Source organism: Pseudomonas sp. HY2-MNA-CIBAN-0224, assembly GCF_040310285.1.
In the GTDB taxonomy this organism is placed as follows: Bacteria; Pseudomonadota; Gammaproteobacteria; order Pseudomonadales; family Pseudomonadaceae; genus Aquipseudomonas; species Aquipseudomonas helleri.
The window spans coordinates 21,085-37,261 of sequence record NZ_JBEOPQ010000054.1; the positions used below are offsets into that span (position 1 = coordinate 21,085).

Genomic DNA, 16,177 nt, shown 5'->3' on the forward strand with positions numbered 1-16,177 from the left:
CTCCTAAACGTTTGGGTCACGCTTTAACTGCGCCAATACACTGAACGGGTTGGACCGCGTTACCTCGTCCTCGGCTGGTTCGGGCTCGTCGAGACCCGCCGGCTGCTGGCATTCTTCCGGATGATGAGCAGGCACGATAGGCAAGGCGAGCAGAAGCTCTTCTTCTATCAATGCATGCAGATCCAAAGGATCTTCGCCCAGTTCCAGCACGTCATAACCTTTCGGTAACGACTGGGTATTCGCACCCTCCTTCACCACGGCATAACTGCATTCGCTGTGGATCGGCAGGGTGACCAGCTCAAGACAACGCTGGCAAACCATTTTGACCTCGACATCGATGGAGCTGTGGATTACCACAGATCTTCGCTCGTCGCGCTCAAAAACAAATTTAGCCTGGACCACACCGACATCGTCGGCGAGAGGGTCGCAGAGTCTCTCCAAATCAGCCAGCAGCACTTCACCTTCAAGGGTAGTGCCGCGATCAGCTAATTTGCGCGGGTCAACGTGAGATGGAATCGGGTCATTCAACATAGGCGCAGCATTCTAGGGACGAGCCCCTCACGTGTCAAAGGAAATTGTGCCTGTGCGACAACCGATACTCTCGTTAGAATTCCTGGCCGCCTACAGGAGTCGCGCATGTTACCTCTATTACTCGCTTCAAGCTCGGTTTATCGTCGCGATTTACTGTCGCGCCTGCGCCTGCCCTTCACCTGCAGCTCACCCGACATCGACGAGAGCCATCGCCCCGGCGAGTCTGCTCTTGAGCTGGTCCAGCGCCTGTCCCTGGAAAAGGCCCAAGTCCTTGCCGCCAGCCATCCGGCGCACCTGATTATCGGCTCTGATCAAGTCGCGGTACTCAATGGTCAGATCATCGGCAAACCTCACACCTTCGACAAGGCTCGCCAGCAATTGCTGAACGCCAGCGGCGCCAGCGTGAGCTTTCTGACCGGCCTGACCCTGCTCCACAGCCAGACCGGGCATTACCAGACCGACTGCGTACCGTTTACCGTGCACATGCGCCACTTGAACGCCGAACAGATAGAACGCTACCTGCACGCCGAAGAACCCTACGACTGCGCTGGCAGCTTTAAAGCAGAAGGCCTGGGCGTGAGCCTGTTCCAGCGCACCGAAGGCGATGACGCCACCAGCTTGGTCGGCCTGCCATTGATACGCCTGGTCGACATGCTGCTGGCGCAAGGCGTCGCCCTACCTTGACCAACTGAAACTGTAGGAGCGAGCTTGCCTCGCGATCTTTTAAAAGATCAAAAGATCGCGAGGCTCGCTCCTACGGGCTGATTTTCAGCCATAAAAAAAACCGGCCATTCAGGCCGGTTTTTTTGGAGCCTAACGATCAGCGCAGTGTCGGGCCTTGAAAACCCATCCACATGGCCAGTTTCTCAGCCACGCTGGCACCCAGCTTTTTCGAGAAGCGGTCAAGCGCCGATTCTTGCACAGTGAAATCGACCAGCTCTTTTTCACCGATCACATCACGCGCCACCGAACTGGCACTGCCCAGGCCGTCGATCAGCCCCAGCGGCAAGGCTTGCTGCCCGGTCCAGACCAGACCAGAGAACAACTCCGGGTGATCCTTGTCTTTCAGGCGATCGCCACGCCCCTGCTTGACGCTGGCAATGAACTGTTCGTGGGTAACGTTCAGCACACCCTGCCAAAACTTGGTTTCATCCGGCTTTTCAGGCTCGAACGGATCAAGAAAAGCCTTGTGCTCACCCGAGGTGTAGGCACGACGCTGAACCCCCAACTTTTCCATGGCTCCGACAAAGCCGAAACCTGCCGCCGTCACACCGATCGAACCCACCAGGCTCGCCTTGTCGGCATAAATCTCATCAGCCGCACTGGCAATGTAATACGCACCCGAAGCACCCAGGTCAGAAATCACTGCATACACCTTGGTGTCAGGGTGCAAACCACGCAGACGACGTATTTCGTCATATACATAACCCGACTGCACCGGGCTGCCGCCAGGGCTGTTAATGCGCAGCACCACACCTTTGACCTTGGGATCATCAAAAGCTGCGCGCAAGCTGGTGATCAGGTTATCGGCGCTGGCAGCTTCTTTGTCCGCAATCACACCCTGCACATCAATCAGCGCGGTATAACCGGCGCCCTTGGTTGCATTGCGCTCCATGTCCATCAACGGGGTAAACAAAAACAGCATCGCGATCAGGTACAGGAAAGTCAGCGACTTGAAAAAGATGCCCCAGCGGCGCGCACGACGCTGCTCCTGCACACCCGCCAACAAAGTCTTTTCCAGCAGCTTCCAGCTTTTATCATCACCGACTGTCGGCTCGCCTTCAGCCGGCGCCTTCCATTGATCAACCATGCTCTACCCCTGCAAAGACTTTATTTAACCTGCCGACCCAGCCAGGTACGCAATTCGGGAAACTTATCAATTGCCAGGCGCGGTTCAAACGTCAGCAAACGCTCCACTGGTTGAGCACCATAGCTCACCGCAACCGAGTCGATACCGGCATTGCGCGCCATCAGCAGGTCAAAGGACGCATCCCCGACCATCAACGCCTGGCTCGGCGGCACATCACAATGGGCGAGGATCTGATTAAGCATCAAAGGGTTCGGCTTGCTGGCGGTTTCGTCCGCCGCCCGGGTGACGTCGAAAAAGCGTTCCCAGCCATGCACCTTCAGCACACGATCAAGCCCGCGACGGGCCTTGCCCGTCGCAACGGCCAAACGGTAGCCGTCAGCCCGGAACGCCTCAAGGGTGTCAGCCACCCCTGCAAACAACGGTGAAGGCTGCTCATCCATGGCGATATAGACGTCAGCGTAATGCTGACGAAAAACAACCATTTCTGGCTCAGCCATGTCCGGATAAAGCGTCAGGATGGCCTCGGGCAAACCCAAGCCGATAATCCCGCGAATGGCCATTTCATCGCGCTCAGGACGACCTGTGCGCTGCGCGGCGACTCGCATCGCCGTGACAATCCGCCCCACAGAATCGGCCAGCGTGCCATCCCAATCGAAGATCAGCAGCTTGTACTCACTCAGCACTCAGACGCTCCACTGTTTTGGCCCACATATCGTCAACCGGAGCCTGTAACTTCAACTCGCCACCGTCCGGCAGCGGCACGGTCAGCATGTAGGCATGCAAGAACAAACGCTTGCCGCCCAGATCACGAATTTCTTTGGAGAAGTCTTCATCGCCGTACTTGGTGTCACCGGCAATACAATGACCCGCATGCAGCGTGTGCACGCGAATCTGGTGGGTACGCCCGGTAATCGGCTTGGCCTCGACCATGGTGGCAAAATCGCCGAAACGGCGCAGCACCTTGAACACGGTCACCGACTCCTTGCCCTCCTCGTTCACCTCGACCATACGCTCGCCCGAACGCAGATTGCTCTTCATCAGCGGCGCACGCACCTGCTTGATCGAGGTTTCCCAGCGCCCACGCACCAGCGCCATATAGCGCTTGTCGATACCGTCACCGCGCAAGGCTTCGTGCAAATGGCGCAACATGCTGCGCTTTTTCGCAATCATCAGCAGGCCGGAAGTATCACGGTCCAGGCGATGCACAAGCTCAAGCTCTTTGATTTCCGGACGCAACTGACGAAAGGCTTCAATCACGCCAAAATTCAAGCCGCTGCCGCCGTGCACCGCGATACCGGCGGGTTTATTGAGCACAATCAGCGCCTTGTCTTCGTAGACAATGGCCGCTTCAAGGCGCTGTAACAAACCTTGCGCCACTGGCACTGGCTCATCGCGCTCAGGCACCCGAACGGGTGGCACGCGCACGATATCGCCCGCCTGCAGCTTGTACTCAGGCTTGATCCGGCCCTTGTTCACGCGCACTTCGCCTTTACGCAAAATGCGGTAAATCAAGGTCTTGGGAACACCCTTGAGCCGTGCGAGGAGGAAATTATCGATGCGTTGGCCGGCATATTCCGGCGTGACCTCAAGCAGCTGAACGCTGGGGGTCGGGGGGGTAGTCGTCGTCATGGCGCGGATGATAACAATTTTTTATGGAATTGAAGCACTTAATCATTACTGCTATAGTCGCGAACGCCGCCAAAAGCGGCCTGGACAGCGGTATAACGGTGAATAACCGACCCTGACCAACGCTCTTCACGAGGACGGAAGGCCGTCCTACGGGGCTTTTGCTGCATACGGAACACTTGGAGTTGTAACAAGCGCAGGTGACATGAGGCCTGAAGCGAGCCTGGAAAGCAGAGTGCAAACTCGCCTTTTACGCCGATATTCACGGCCAGTTCACAAAGTGCAGTCAGCTTCGGGTTTTTCGAGCGATTGTTTCGGAAACCATCGCCTTTATTAGCCATGATGCGTGAACTCCCCTTTTGGAGAACACGGTAAATGCCAACCCGCTGCGGATTCTGCGCGCGGCAGCACCCGAATTATCAAGGATACGTGTAGGGTGGAGATGCACAACCGCCGGACTGTGTAGCAATAGGCTTTATCAAGACGCTTCATCTCGTCCACAGCCGCTGGTTGATTCCTCCTCCTGACTGAGTGCTTATTAAGTCACCACAGCAAGCAGGAAGCGTAAGTCGCGACTTCGCCCCCATTGGTCGAACCTCGCTGGACACTGGAGTGGCCAACTACTCCTGACGCACCTGACACCGACCATGAGAAGTCGTGTGTGCCGAACGCCGTTTCCGGTAGCCCGGAAACCGACGGTACAACATGAAAAGAATGCTGATTAACGCAACTCAACCCGAAGAGTTGCGCGTTGCACTGGTAGATGGCCAACGCCTCTACGACCTGGACATTGAGTCCGGTGCCCGCGAGCAAAAGAAAGCCAACATTTATAAAGGCCGTATTACTCGCATCGAACCCAGCCTTGAGGCTGCCTTTGTCGATTTCGGCTCTGAGCGCCACGGCTTCCTGCCCCTTAAAGAAATCTCCCGCGAGTACTTCAAGAAAGCCCCTGAAGGCCGCGTAAACATCAAGGACGTCCTGAGCGAAGGCCAGGAAGTTATCGTGCAAGTCGAAAAAGAAGAACGCGGCAACAAGGGCGCAGCCCTGACCACGTTCATCAGCCTCGCTGGCCGCTACCTGGTCCTGATGCCGAACAACCCGCGTGCTGGCGGTATTTCCCGTCGCATCGAAGGCGAAGAGCGCAACGAACTGCGCGAGGCCCTGAACGGCCTGATCGCTCCTGCAGACATGGGCTTGATCGTGCGCACTGCAGGCCTGGGCCGCAGCAGCGAAGAAATGCAGTGGGACCTCGATTACCTGCTGCAACTGTGGACCGCCATCAAAGAAGCTTCTCTGGATCGCTCCGCGCCGTTCCTGATCTACCAGGAAAGCAACGTCATCATCCGCGCCATCCGCGACTACCTGCGCCAGGACATCGGCGAAGTGCTGATCGACAGCGTTGAAGCCCAGGACGAAGCCCTGACCTTCATTCGCCAGGTGATGCCGCAGTACGCCAGCAAAATCAAACTCTACGAAGACAGCGTTCCGCTGTTCAATCGTTTCCAGATCGAAAGCCAGATCGAAACCGCTTTCCAGCGCGTCGTCGAACTGCCTTCCGGCGGCTCCATCGTTATCGACCCGACCGAAGCCCTGGTGTCCATCGACATCAACTCGGCGCGCGCCACCAAAGGCAGCGATATTGAAGAAACCGCCCTGCAAACCAACCTTGAAGCGGCTGAAGAAATCGCCCGTCAGTTGCGCCTGCGCGACATCGGCGGCCTGATCGTCATCGACTTCATCGACATGACCCCAGCCAAAAACCAGCGCGCCGTGGAAGAAAAAGTCCGCGAATGCCTGGAAGCCGACCGCGCCCGCGTACAAGTAGGTCGTATCTCGCGCTTTGGCTTGCTGGAAATGTCCCGTCAGCGCCTGCGTCCATCCCTGGGCGAAAGCAGCGGCATCGTCTGCCCGCGTTGCAACGGCACCGGCATCATCCGTGATGTTGAGTCGCTGTCGCTGGCCATCCTGCGCCTGATCGAAGAAGAAGCCCTGAAAGACCGCACTGCCGAAGTTCGCGCCCAGGTGCCGATCCCGGTGGCAGCGTTCCTGCTCAACGAAAAACGCAACTCGATCACCAAGATCGAACTGCGCACCCGCGCACGCATCATCATCCTGCCGAACGATCACCTCGAAACGCCGCACTTCGAAGTTCAGCGTCTGCGTGATGACAGCCCGGAAGCCAACAACAACCAGTCCAGCTACGAAATTGCTGCCGCTGCCGCCGAGGTGGAAGAAGTCCAGCCAGCCGCTGCGACCCGCACCCTGGTTCGTCAGGAAGCCGCTGTTAAAACTGCACCGGCTCGCGCCTCGGCTCCGGTCCCGACCGAAGTGGCCGCACCGGTTGCCGCACCGGCACCAAAAGCCGCCGAGCCAAGCCTGTTCAAAGGCCTGGTGAAGTCGCTGGTTAACCTGTTCGCTGCCAAGGAAGAGCCTGCTGCGCCAGCCGTGGTTGAAAAACCGGTGGCGACCGAGCGCCCTGCGCGTAACGAAGAGCGTCGCAATGGCCGCCAGCAAAACCGTAACCGCAACGGTCGCCGTGACGAAGAGCGCAAGCCACGTGAAGAGCGTGCTTCGCGCGAAGAACGTGCCCCTCGTGAAGAGCGCGCCCCGCGCGAACTGCGTGAGCCGCGTGAAGAAGCTCCAACCGTAACCACCGCTCGCGAAGAGCGTGCACCGCGTCCGCCACGTGAAGAGCGCGCACCTCGCCCACCACGCGAAGAACGCAAGCCACGCGGTGAGCGTGAAGAGCGCGTTCGCGAACTGCGCGAGCCTCTGGACGCTGCCCCGGCAGTGGCTGCAGCTGCTGCCGTTGTCGCCACCGAAGAAGAACGTCCGGCCCGTGCGCCGCGCGAAGAGCGTCAGCCTCGCGCACCACGTGAAGAACGTGCACCACGCGAAACCCAGGCTCCAGCACCGGCTGCTGAAGACGAAGAAGTCGCGACCAACGAAGAGCAGGCGCAGGACGACAACCAGGACACCAACGAGGGTGATCGCCCACGTCGTCGCTCCCGTGGTCAGCGTCGTCGCAGCAACCGTCGTGAACGTCAACGCGATGCCAACGGCAACGTGATTGAAGGTTCGGAAGAAAACAGCGAAGAAGCCACCGCCGAAAACGCTGCTGCCGCACCTCAAGTCGCTGCCGAGCACCTCGCAGAACAACAAGCCGCTCACACCCAGGCCATCAGCGCTCCTGCTGAAGCCCAGGCCAACGAGCAAGCTGAACGTGCCACCCAAGCCATTCAGGAATCGGCACCCGCCGAAACCGTGGCAGCGGTAGAAGCGCAAACCACTGAAGTGGCCATCGTGCCAACCCCGGCGGTTGAAGCGCCGGTTGTTGAGAAGCCAGCGGTTGAAGCCCTGGTTGTCGAAGCGCCTGTTGTTGAAGCAACTGCACCGGTTGAAGCGATCAAGGCACCTGAAGTTGAAGTGCCAGCGGTACAGGCCGAGCCTGAAGTCAAGGCAGCTGCCGAGCCTGCTCCGGTTGTCGAAACACCGGTCATTGCCGCGCCAGAGCCTGTGGTTGAAGCCGTTGTCGAAGCCCCGGCAGTAGAAGCGCCACGCGAAGAAGCGCCGGTGATCGAGACGCAAGTTGTCGAGAAAGCACCTGAGCACGTCAAGGAAGCCCGTGTTGTCCGCGAGCCAGTTGCCGAGCCTGCCATTGTCGAGACCGCTCCAGCGCCAGTCGCTGAGCCAGTCGCTGAAGTGGTTGTGGCTGAAGCAGCTGTCGTCGAGACAGCCGTTGTGGCACAACCGGCTCCGGTTGAAGTGGTCGAAACCACCGAAGTGGTTGAAGTGGTAGCAGCAGCGCCGGTTGTCAGCGCACCGAGCAACGGTCGTGCACCTAACGACCCGCGTGAAGTACGCCGCCGCAAGCGTGAAGCTGAAGCAGCCGCCGCGAAAGCAGCAGCCACGGAACAGGAACACGAGTCTAAACCCCTCGCCTAATTCCGCCGGCCACTAAAAAGCCCCGCCAGTTCTGAACTGGCGGGGCTTTTTTTATTCTGTTGTGCAATCAAAAAAACCAGAACGAGCGGCGCTCTTTCTCCAGTTCGTCGCGGCACTGGGCAAGTTGCGCGCCATAGGTTTGCGATTGCTGCTGAACCTTGCGCGCCACCTGCATCAACCAGGGTTTGCCACGGTAGGTGTTGCGGGTAAAACCACCGCGCCCCTCGTGATACGCCAAGTACTGGTTATAAGCATCCCACTTGGAAATCCCCAACTGACGTTGAGTACCTGCGGTATACCAGCCGATAAACATGATGGCGTCAGCATAGTTGTCCCGCGAACCTGAGCGCCCCATCGCCCGCTCAAAGTCTTTCCAGGCGGGTGGCTGAGCCTGTGCATAACCATAGGACGGGCTGACCCTGCCCCACGGGATCACCCACAGCAGGTAGGCGCGCGGCGGAAGTGCGTCGGCCACAAAGCTGCTTTCCTGCTTCATGATCGCCATGGCCACGTTGGGCGGCGTGCCCCATTGTGTCTGCATCGCCACCGAATCCTTGTACCAGGCCGGGTATTGGCGATAGATGTTGCACAGGTTGTTTTGGTCCCTTGGCGGGGCCGTCATGCAGCCGGTCAACGTCACCAAGGTTATCGCTAACGCACACGCGGGTAGTTGCTTCATGACTCGTCCAGACCTGAAAAACAGTGGGATACACACCAAGCCTGCGTGGGCGTGAAATCAGCCAGCGAGACTGCCGCCCTTAATACACGTTGGGTTCCATCTCAAGTTGCACCGCAAAACGCTGCTGGATATCGGCCTGAATGCGTTGCGCCAGGGCCAGCAGTTGCAAACCGGTGGCCGCGCCATAGTTCACCAGCACCAGCGACTGCAAGCGATGCACACCGGCATCCGCCTCGCGAAAGCCTTTCCAGCCTGCGGCCTCAATCAACCAGCCTGCCGCCAGTTTGACCTGACCATCGGCCTGTGGATAACCGATCAGCCCCGGGTGGGTGAGTTTCAACTCGTCCGCCTGCTGCGCCGACACCAGCGGGTTTTTAAAGAAGCTGCCAGCATTGCCCAACACCGCAGGATCTGGCAGTTTTTCACTGCGAATGCTGCTGATAGCCCGGCTTACATCTTTGGCCGTGGGCTGCTCAACGCCCTGCTCGCTTAAACGCTGGCGCACCGGGCCGTATTCCAGATGCAGACGCTCAGCGCGGTTCAGGGCAAAACGCACGCGTAAAATCAACCAGCGGCCCGGCTGCTGCTTGAAGATGCTGTCGCGGTAGCCAAACTCGCACTCGGCCAGGCTGAACTCACGCAATTGCCCGGTGTGGCGGTCCAGGGCTGTCAGGCCCTCGAACACGTCCTTGATCTCGACGCCATAGGCGCCAATGTTCTGCATCGGTGCGGCGCCCACGGTGCCGGGGATCAAACTGAGGTTTTCCAGGCCGGATAACCCTTGCTCCAAGGTCCACAGCACAAAAGCGTGCCAGACCTCCCCCGCCTCGGCCTCGACAACGGTGCGCTGGCCATCGTCGGCAAGCACCCGAATACCGCGACTGGCCATGCGCAGCACCAGGGCGTGAACGTCGCCGGTGAGCAACAGATTGCTGCCGCCGCCGATCACCAGCAACGGCAGTTGTTGCTCGGCCGAATAGTGCAGGGCTTCACGCACATCACTGTCGGTATGCGCTTCGGCCAGCAGGCTGGCACGCGCCTCAACGCCGAAACTGTTAAATGACTTCAGTGACGCATCAACCTGCAACTGCAAACTCATAAACGGCCCTTCAATTCAATCACCAGCAAATCGCACGCGCGCTCAACCAGGTCGAGCACTTCTTCAAAGCCCTGTTCGCCATCGTAATAAGGGTCCGGGACTTCATCCTTGACCGCCGCATAACGACGCAAGAACAAATCCAGTTCAGCCTTGGCGCCTGCGGGCTGCAAGGCGCTGAGGTCACGCAAATTGCTCTTGTCCATCGCCATAATCAGGTCATAGCGATTGAAGTCGGCAGCACTGACTTGCTGCGCACGTTGCGCCGACAAGTCATAGCCGCGGCGCTTGGCCGCCCGCTGGCTGCGCACGTCCGGCGCTTCGCCCGCGTGCCAGCCCCCCGTCCCGGCAGAGGCCACCTCGATGCGCTCAGCCAAACCGGCGTCACGCAGCTTTTGGCGCAACACGCCTTCTGCGGTGGGTGAGCGGCAAATATTGCCCAGGCACACAAACAGGACGCGCATTAACCCTCCAGCAAACGCCGAACGCGCTCAAGGTCTTCAGGGGTATCGACACCGGCTGGCGGCGCTTCAAGCACATCACCGACGTGGATTCGCACGCCGTGCCACAGGGCGCGCAACTGCTCAAGACGCTCGGTGTTCTCGAGCCAGCACGGGCCCCAGTTGACGAAGTCCTGGAGGAAACCGGCACGGTAGGCGTAAATGCCAATGTGGCGACGGTACGGCACACCGGCAGGCAATGCGTCGGGCTGTTGGGCGAACTCATCCCGCGCCCACGGCAAGGTGGCACGGCTGAACGTCAGGGCCAGGCCATTGATATCGCTGACCACCTTGACCACGTTGGGGTTGAACAATTGCTCAACGTCTGCAATCGGCTCAGCCAGGGTCGAGATGCCCGCCTCGGCGTGGGCGGCCAGGTTCGCGGCCACTTGATCAATCAATGCGGGCGGGATCAACGGCTCGTCACCCTGGACGTTGACCACGATGGCATCGCTGGCCAGGCCCAACTGTGCGGCGACTTCGGCCAGACGGTCAGTGCCGGACTCGTGATCTGCGCGGGTCAAGACCACCTCGGCGCCAAACGCCTGGCAGGCCTCAACAATGCGCGCATCGTCGGTGGCGACGACCACACGCTGGGCGCTGCTTTTGCAGGCTTGCTCCCAGACGTGCTGGACCATCGGCTTGCCCGCGATCATTTGCAGCGGCTTGCCTGGCAAACGTGTCGAGGCAAACCGCGACGGAATTACCACGGTAAAGGTCGGGGTCATTTATCCAGGCGCTCGTCGGTGCTCAGGGTACGGGCTTCGGTTTCCAGCATGACTGGAATGCCATCGCGGATCGGGTAAGCCAGGCCGGCGCCCTTGCTGATCAGCTCGGTTTTGTCGGCGCTGAGTTTGAGCGGGCCTTTGCACACTGGGCAAGCGAGGATATCGAGCAGTTTGGTGTCCATAGGAATTCCCGAAAAGTAAAAATGAGTTAGGGCAAAAGACGCTTTAGCTGTTGGTCAAACCAAAGGACAAAGGCCTCTGATGGAACCGCGTCGACCGCCAGATACCACCAGTCGGGTGACGCAAAGTCGCGGCATTTCACGGCGTCCTTTTCAGTCATGACCACGGGCAGCGGCGGCGTAAAATTCAAGACCTCGGCACTGTACGGCGCATGGTCAGCGAAAGCATGGGTGATTGGCCGCCAGTGTAGCGCTTCAAGGGTGGTGAAGAAACGCTGCGGGTTACCGATCCCGGCAACCGCATGCAGCGCTTGGCCAGACGGGAAAAAGTCCAGCGCCTGACGTTCTCCGCTGCGCAGGTTGATCAACGCCGTAGGCTGCAATTTAAAGGCAAAGCCCGCCTGCGGATCGCGCTCGGCGCCGTTATACAGCACCGCGTCTACGCTCTGTAAACGCTCGGCGGGTTCGCGCAATGGCCCCGCAGGCAGGCAATGGCCGTTGCCCAAACCTCTGGCATTGTCGATCAGTACCAACTCCAGATCCCGGGCCAGCCGGTAATGCTGCAAGCCGTCATCCGAGAGGATCAGATCCAGCGGTTCGCTGTCGAGCAAGGCGTTGACTGCGCGGCTGCGGTCAGGGTCGATCATCAGCGGCACGCCGGTGCGCTGCACGATCAATAGCGGCTCATCACCGGCCTGTGCGGCAGGTTGCTCGGCGGTCACACGCCAAGGCAGCTGTGGCGGCTTGGCGCCATAGCCACGGCTGACCACGCCCACCCGCAGGCCATTGCGCTGGCAATGCTCGATCAACCACAGGATCAACGGCGTTTTGCCGGTGCCACCCACGGTGATATTGCCAACCACCACCAGCGGCACCGGGGCGCGATAGATCTCGCCCTCGCCCGCCACAAAACGCGCGCGCTTGCGCTCAACCACAAGGCGATACAGGCATTCCAGCGGGCTCAGCAATTTAAGCAGCGGATGCCCGGTGTACCAGGCACGCAACAAACGATCAGACAGGGCCATCAGGGGGTCGCCTGCGACTCAACGGTGGTCATGCGCAAATGGCTGAAGCCGAGCTTGCCGGCGGCATCCATCGCCGTAATCACAAACTGGTGCTGGGCCTTGCCGTCAGCACTGATCGACACCGGCAGGCGGGTGTCGCCGCCCGAAGCCGTACGCAATGCATCCATCAGGCTTGCCAGATCGTTTTTCGGCAGCAACTGATTGTTGACCGAAAACACCCCGTCGGCGCTGATGGCGATGTCCAGCAGCTTGGTGTTCTGATCTTCGGTGGGCGCGCCGCTGACCGACTCGGGCAAGTCGACGCGCAGTTGAGTCTCGCGGGTGAACGTGGTGGTGACCACAAAAAACAGCAGCAGGATGAACACCACGTCGATGAGCGACGCGAGGTTGATGTCGACTGTTTCCCGTGGCTTGCGGCGAAATTTCACGCTTTGCTCCCGACCATGTCGACTTCGCGGTCGCCCTGCACCACTTCAACCAGCTTGATCGCTTCCTGCTCCATGCCGACCACTAGCTCGTCGACCCGGCGCTGCAGGAACCGGTGGAAGAACACCGAAGGTATCCCCACCATCAGGCCCGCTGCCGTGGTGATCAAGGCCTTGGAAATCCCGCCCGCGAGCACCGCCGCGTTGGTGGTCATGCCGGTGCCCATAAAGGCGCTGAAAATATCGATCATGCCCAACACCGTGCCCAACAGGCCCAGCAAGGGCGCCATGGCAGCAATCGTGCCCAAGGCGTTGAGGTAGCGCTCCAACTCGTGGATAACCCGGGCAGCGGCCTCTTCAATGCACTCTTTCATGATCTCGCGACCATGCTTGGAGTTGGCCAGGCCAGCCGCCAGGATTTCACCGAGCGGGGAGTCAGCGCGCAGTTGCTTGAGTTTTTCTTTGTCCAGCTGTTTGTCCTTGATCCAGACCCACACCTGCCCGAGCAAGTGCGGTGGGGTCACGCGGCTGGCGCGCAGGGTCCACAGGCGCTCGACAATAATGCCCAGCGCGGCAACAGAACTCAGAATGATCGGCAGCATCATCCAGCCGCCGGATTTGACCAGTTCCCACACAGTGACAATCCCCTCGAAAAAGTGCGCCACTTTACCACAAGGTCGACGTTAATCCCGCCAGAACCGCCGCTGCTCGCGCAGGCTTTCAGCCACCCCGAAGGTGCCCAGCCGAAAGCGTATGGCACCGTGCTCGGCGCTGTCCCAGATCCCCATGCCCAGCGCCTTGTAGCGCGCCATCACCTGCGGGTGAGGATGCCCAAAGGTATTGCCATGCCCTCTGGAGATCAACACTGCCGAAGGTGACAGGTTTTTTAGAAAGACCATCGAGGACGAGGTGCGGCTACCGTGGTGTGGCGCCTGCAACCAGTGCGTGGGCACCGCCAGAGGGCTGTCGAGAAAAGCCCGCTCGGCGTCGATATTGATATCACCGGTCAACAGCAACCGTTCGTCGCTGGCTTCGATCTGCAACACGCACGAACGCTGATTACCGTCGGTCGCGCCGTCCCATTGCCACAACGCAAACGTCACCCCGTCCCATTCCCAGCGTTCACCGCTGTTACAAGGCCCGGCCTGCAGCTGTTCGGCCAATAGCGGTACATCACCGCTGACCACCCGTTTCACCTTCATTGCCCGTTGTACCGCCAGCGCACCGCCCGCGTGATCCGAATCGGCGTGGCTGATCAGCATCATGTCCAGCGTACCGATGCCCATCGCTTGCAGTGCCGGGACCACCACACGTTCGCCCTGGTCAAGGTTGCGCACTTTTGGCCCCGCGTCGTATAGCAGCGTGTGATGGCGGGTTCGCACGATGATTGCCAGGCCTTGGCCGACATCCAGTTGCAGCACCTCTGCCTGCCCCGGCGGGACAAGCGTTCGCGGGGCAAACACCGCCAGCAGCACCAGCGGCCAGCCCAGTGGCCTCAGCACCATCCCTGCAGGCAGCAACAGCAGCAAGGCACCGAGCGCCGCCAGCAGCCAGACACTGATCGGCACGCTGGCAGGCAACCAGGGCGACAGCGTCCCGGCCAGCCATTTGAGCCCCCAAATCAGGCCATTGAGCAAGCCGCCCGCCACCCACAGCAACCCTTCACCCACCCCGGGCACCGGCAGCAACACAGTGCCCAGCAACGCCGCAGGCAACACCAACAGGCTGATCCACGGCACCGCCACCAGATTGGCCAGCGGGCCGGACAGGCTGATGGGCAGCCCGAGAATCCACAGCATCGGGAACAAGCCCACCGCGATCAACCCTTGCGGACGCAGCCATGCCGCTCGCCAGCTCCACGGGCCCAACCGTGAGCTAAAAGTAAAAATCAGCACCGCAACGGCCGCGAACGACAGCCAAAAACCCGCCATCAAGCTGGCCAGCGGTTCAATGATCAGCACCGCGTTGAGCGCCAGCAAAAAGGGCAGCCACACGCCCAAGTGGCGGAACCGCAGGCGCCATACCAATACCAGCCCGAGCATGGCGCAGGCCCGCTGTACCGGCACCTCAAAACCGGCCAGCACGCCGTAACCCAGTGCTCCGGCAAAAGCCAAGCCGCACGCCCAAGGCAACCACGGCAGCCGTCGTGGCCACAGGCCATAACGCGCCAGCAACGCCACCAGGCCATAAATGAGCCCGGCAAACAGGCCAATGTGCTGCCCCGAGATCACCAGCAAATGTACCGTGCCGGTCGCTTGCAGCAGCTTCCAGTCGTCAACGCTTAACCCCGAACCATCGCCCATCACCAATGCGGCCAACCATGGCGCCCGGCCGTTAGCGTCGGTTTGTAGCAACCGCTGGCGTAAACCGTCGCGCCAGGCATGCCGGACGGGCGCCAATAACTGACCATCCTTGATGGTGCCCGAGGCGCCAATGCGCTGGGCCAACAGCCAGGCCTGATAATCAAAGCCACGGGGGTTAAGCAGCCCTTTGGGCCGCTTGAGAGTGACCGCCAGTCGCCAACGCTCACCGCTGTTGACCGGCGGCCCGCCGTACCAGCTCAAGCGCAAGGTAGAAGGCAATGTGGCGTGGCGCGAATAAGCATCACGCAACTCAAAACGTACGGCCGCGTCGGACTGCTGCGGCAAACCGACCACCCGCCCTTCGACCCATAACGTGCGACCATCCAGCGCAGGCGACAGCCGGTCATCAAGCGCCGACTGCCCCTGCACACAGGCCCAGCTCAGCCCAAGCAGAAAAAGCCCTGCCGGATAAACCCGCACCACCATCAACAACAGCCCGGCACCCAGCATCAATAGCACACACTCAAGGGCGGGTATTGCCGGTAAAAATCGCAGCACGATCAAACCCGAAGCCAGCGCCAACATCCCTGAGTACATAACCTGATCCGAAGTAATCCCTGCCCTCGGATTAGCCGGGATTTATCGTCGCGGCCTAAAACATTGTCACAAAGTCTGAAGAGCCGACCTGCAAAATGCGGGCATACTGCCTCCCTGTTCCAAGCGAGAAGCCCATGCCACGGCGTTCAATCAAACGTTTCATGCCAGATCCGGCGCGCATCAAGGAACACAAATCCTTACGGTTTTTGGGCTCACTGCTGCATGACCCCAACCTCTGGCACCTCAATCGTCACTCTGTCGCCCGGGCGATGGCGGTGGGTCTGTTTGCCGCTTTTATCCCCATGCCCTTTCAAATGCTCCTGGCCGCCTGCCTGGCGATCATGGTGCGCAGCAATATGCCGATTTCGGTCAGCCTGGTCTGGCTGACCAATCCGATCACCATGCCGCCGATTTTTTACTGCACCTACGTGCTGGGCGCATGGCTGATGGACGTTCCGGCCCGCAGCATGCCCGATGAACTCACGTGGGCGTGGATCAGCAGCCAACTCTCGACCGTGTGGCAGCCGTTTTTATTGGGTTCGGTGGTGTGCGGGGTGGTACTGGGCGGGGTGGGTTACTGCTTGACCATGGTGTATTGGCGCTGGTGGGTCAGCCGGCAGTGGAAGCGGCGCAAGCAGCAGCGCAAGGCTTTGTAAAACGTGCCCTGCACCATCCTGTAGGAGCGAGCTTGCCTCGCGATCTTTTGATCTTTAAAAAGATCGCGAGGCAAGCT

The 16,177-nt window shown here is 59.9% G+C and carries 17 protein-coding genes; 3 read left to right on the forward strand and 14 right to left on the reverse strand.

Annotated features, from left to right (window positions below; translation table 11 throughout):
- Positions 1–3: 3 nt before the first annotated feature.
- The gene (locus tag AAEZ03_RS20230; RefSeq protein ID WP_048373990.1) at positions 4–531 is read right to left on the reverse strand and encodes a YceD family protein; all 528 of its coding nucleotides are present in this window, start codon (positions 529–531) and stop codon (positions 4–6) included.
- Positions 532–636: 105 nt separating this feature from the next.
- Here AAEZ03_RS20230 and AAEZ03_RS20235 point away from each other — a divergent pair, with 105 nt between their 5' ends.
- Positions 637–1,215: a Maf family protein gene (locus tag AAEZ03_RS20235; protein ID WP_350581070.1), complete on the forward strand. Its 579-nt coding sequence runs from the start codon at positions 637–639 to the stop codon at positions 1,213–1,215.
- Between the two features lie 136 nt (positions 1,216–1,351).
- Here the strand turns inward: AAEZ03_RS20235 and sppA are convergent, their stop codons facing one another.
- From sppA to AAEZ03_RS20255, 4 genes are read right to left on the reverse strand one after another with little or no spacing between them, the layout of a single operon-like run.
- Complete coding sequence (gene sppA, locus AAEZ03_RS20240) at positions 1,352–2,341, reverse strand: signal peptide peptidase SppA (RefSeq protein WP_153336927.1); 990 nt, start codon at positions 2,339–2,341, stop codon at positions 1,352–1,354.
- A gap of 20 nt (positions 2,342–2,361) precedes the next feature.
- Positions 2,362–3,024, reverse strand: coding sequence for an HAD-IA family hydrolase (locus AAEZ03_RS20245; RefSeq protein ID WP_350581075.1), 663 nt, complete (start codon positions 3,022–3,024; stop codon positions 2,362–2,364).
- Positions 3,014–3,970, reverse strand: a complete 957-nt coding sequence (gene rluC / locus AAEZ03_RS20250) for a 23S rRNA pseudouridine(955/2504/2580) synthase RluC (protein WP_048389055.1) — start codon at positions 3,968–3,970, stop codon at positions 3,014–3,016. Before rluC ends, AAEZ03_RS20245 begins: the two co-directional genes overlap by 11 nt.
- 38 nt (positions 3,971–4,008) lie before the next feature.
- A complete protein-coding gene (locus AAEZ03_RS20255) occupies positions 4,009–4,308 on the reverse strand; it encodes a hypothetical protein (RefSeq protein ID WP_148070699.1) in 300 nt (99 codons plus the stop codon).
- Between the two features lie 373 nt (positions 4,309–4,681).
- Between AAEZ03_RS20255 and rne the strand changes: the two genes are divergently transcribed.
- Entirely contained in the window at positions 4,682–7,912 is a 3,231-nt protein-coding gene (gene rne / locus AAEZ03_RS20260) for a ribonuclease E (protein WP_350581097.1), read from the forward strand.
- Positions 7,913–7,979: 67 nt separating this feature from the next.
- On the opposite strand, the gene AAEZ03_RS20265 is transcribed toward rne, so the two are convergent.
- From AAEZ03_RS20265 to AAEZ03_RS20305, 9 genes are all read right to left on the reverse strand, one after another.
- Positions 7,980–8,591, reverse strand: a complete 612-nt coding sequence (locus tag AAEZ03_RS20265) for a transglycosylase SLT domain-containing protein (RefSeq protein WP_048389051.1) — start codon at positions 8,589–8,591, stop codon at positions 7,980–7,982.
- A 79-nt stretch (positions 8,592–8,670) separates the two neighbouring features.
- Positions 8,671–9,690 (reverse strand): UDP-N-acetylmuramate dehydrogenase, encoded by a 1,020-nt coding sequence (murB, locus tag AAEZ03_RS20270; protein WP_350581080.1) that lies wholly within the window; start codon positions 9,688–9,690, stop codon positions 8,671–8,673.
- Positions 9,687–10,151: a low molecular weight protein-tyrosine-phosphatase gene (locus AAEZ03_RS20275; protein ID WP_262126790.1), complete on the reverse strand. Its 465-nt coding sequence runs from the start codon at positions 10,149–10,151 to the stop codon at positions 9,687–9,689. Before AAEZ03_RS20275 ends, murB begins: the two co-directional genes overlap by 4 nt.
- Positions 10,151–10,915, reverse strand: coding sequence for a 3-deoxy-manno-octulosonate cytidylyltransferase (gene kdsB / locus AAEZ03_RS20280; protein ID WP_350581085.1), 765 nt, complete (start codon positions 10,913–10,915; stop codon positions 10,151–10,153). Before kdsB ends, AAEZ03_RS20275 begins: the two co-directional genes overlap by 1 nt.
- On the reverse strand, positions 10,912–11,097 hold the full coding sequence (locus AAEZ03_RS20285) for a Trm112 family protein (RefSeq protein ID WP_003442540.1): 186 nt from the start codon (positions 11,095–11,097) through the stop codon (positions 10,912–10,914). Before AAEZ03_RS20285 ends, kdsB begins: the two co-directional genes overlap by 4 nt.
- Before the next feature lie 26 nt (positions 11,098–11,123).
- On the reverse strand, positions 11,124–12,119 hold the full coding sequence (gene lpxK / locus AAEZ03_RS20290) for a tetraacyldisaccharide 4'-kinase (RefSeq protein WP_350581088.1): 996 nt from the start codon (positions 12,117–12,119) through the stop codon (positions 11,124–11,126).
- Entirely contained in the window at positions 12,119–12,547 is a 429-nt protein-coding gene (pocB, locus tag AAEZ03_RS20295; RefSeq protein ID WP_350581091.1) for a flagellar polar localization protein PocB, read from the reverse strand. Before pocB ends, lpxK begins: the two co-directional genes overlap by 1 nt.
- Positions 12,544–13,179: a flagellar polar localization protein PocA gene (gene pocA / locus AAEZ03_RS20300; protein ID WP_048373695.1), complete on the reverse strand. Its 636-nt coding sequence runs from the start codon at positions 13,177–13,179 to the stop codon at positions 12,544–12,546. Before pocA ends, pocB begins: the two co-directional genes overlap by 4 nt.
- 48 nt (positions 13,180–13,227) lie before the next feature.
- Positions 13,228–15,444, reverse strand: a complete 2,217-nt coding sequence (locus AAEZ03_RS20305) for a DNA internalization-related competence protein ComEC/Rec2 (RefSeq protein WP_350581094.1) — start codon at positions 15,442–15,444, stop codon at positions 13,228–13,230.
- Between the two features lie 134 nt (positions 15,445–15,578).
- Between AAEZ03_RS20305 and AAEZ03_RS20310 the strand changes: the two genes are divergently transcribed.
- Complete coding sequence (locus AAEZ03_RS20310) at positions 15,579–16,100, forward strand: DUF2062 domain-containing protein (protein ID WP_153335400.1); 522 nt, start codon at positions 15,579–15,581, stop codon at positions 16,098–16,100.
- Positions 16,101–16,177 lie beyond the last annotated feature (77 nt).

Excerpts from the sequence above, each read along its gene's own strand:
- AAEZ03_RS20230 (WP_048373990.1), bottom strand. The coding sequence starts at position 531 with ATGTTGAATGACCCGATTCCATCTCACGTTGACCCGCGCAAATTAGCT.
- AAEZ03_RS20235 (WP_350581070.1), top strand. The coding sequence starts at position 637 with ATGTTACCTCTATTACTCGCTTCAAGCTCGGTTTATCGTCGCGATTTA.
- sppA (WP_153336927.1), bottom strand. The coding sequence starts at position 2,341 with ATGGTTGATCAATGGAAGGCGCCGGCTGAAGGCGAGCCGACAGTCGGT.
- rluC (WP_048389055.1), bottom strand. The coding sequence starts at position 3,970 with ATGACGACGACTACCCCCCCGACCCCCAGCGTTCAGCTGCTTGAGGTC.
- AAEZ03_RS20255 (WP_148070699.1), bottom strand. The coding sequence starts at position 4,308 with ATGGCTAATAAAGGCGATGGTTTCCGAAACAATCGCTCGAAAAACCCG.
- rne (WP_350581097.1), top strand. The coding sequence starts at position 4,682 with ATGCTGATTAACGCAACTCAACCCGAAGAGTTGCGCGTTGCACTGGTA.
- AAEZ03_RS20265 (WP_048389051.1), bottom strand. The coding sequence starts at position 8,591 with ATGAAGCAACTACCCGCGTGTGCGTTAGCGATAACCTTGGTGACGTTG.
- murB (WP_350581080.1), bottom strand. The coding sequence starts at position 9,690 with ATGAGTTTGCAGTTGCAGGTTGATGCGTCACTGAAGTCATTTAACAGT.
- AAEZ03_RS20275 (WP_262126790.1), bottom strand. The coding sequence starts at position 10,151 with ATGCGCGTCCTGTTTGTGTGCCTGGGCAATATTTGCCGCTCACCCACC.
- kdsB (WP_350581085.1), bottom strand. The coding sequence starts at position 10,915 with ATGACCCCGACCTTTACCGTGGTAATTCCGTCGCGGTTTGCCTCGACA.
- AAEZ03_RS20285 (WP_003442540.1), bottom strand. The coding sequence starts at position 11,097 with ATGGACACCAAACTGCTCGATATCCTCGCTTGCCCAGTGTGCAAAGGC.
- lpxK (WP_350581088.1), bottom strand. The coding sequence starts at position 12,119 with ATGGCCCTGTCTGATCGTTTGTTGCGTGCCTGGTACACCGGGCATCCG.
- AAEZ03_RS20305 (WP_350581094.1), bottom strand. The coding sequence starts at position 15,444 with ATGTACTCAGGGATGTTGGCGCTGGCTTCGGGTTTGATCGTGCTGCGA.
- AAEZ03_RS20310 (WP_153335400.1), top strand. The coding sequence starts at position 15,579 with ATGCCACGGCGTTCAATCAAACGTTTCATGCCAGATCCGGCGCGCATC.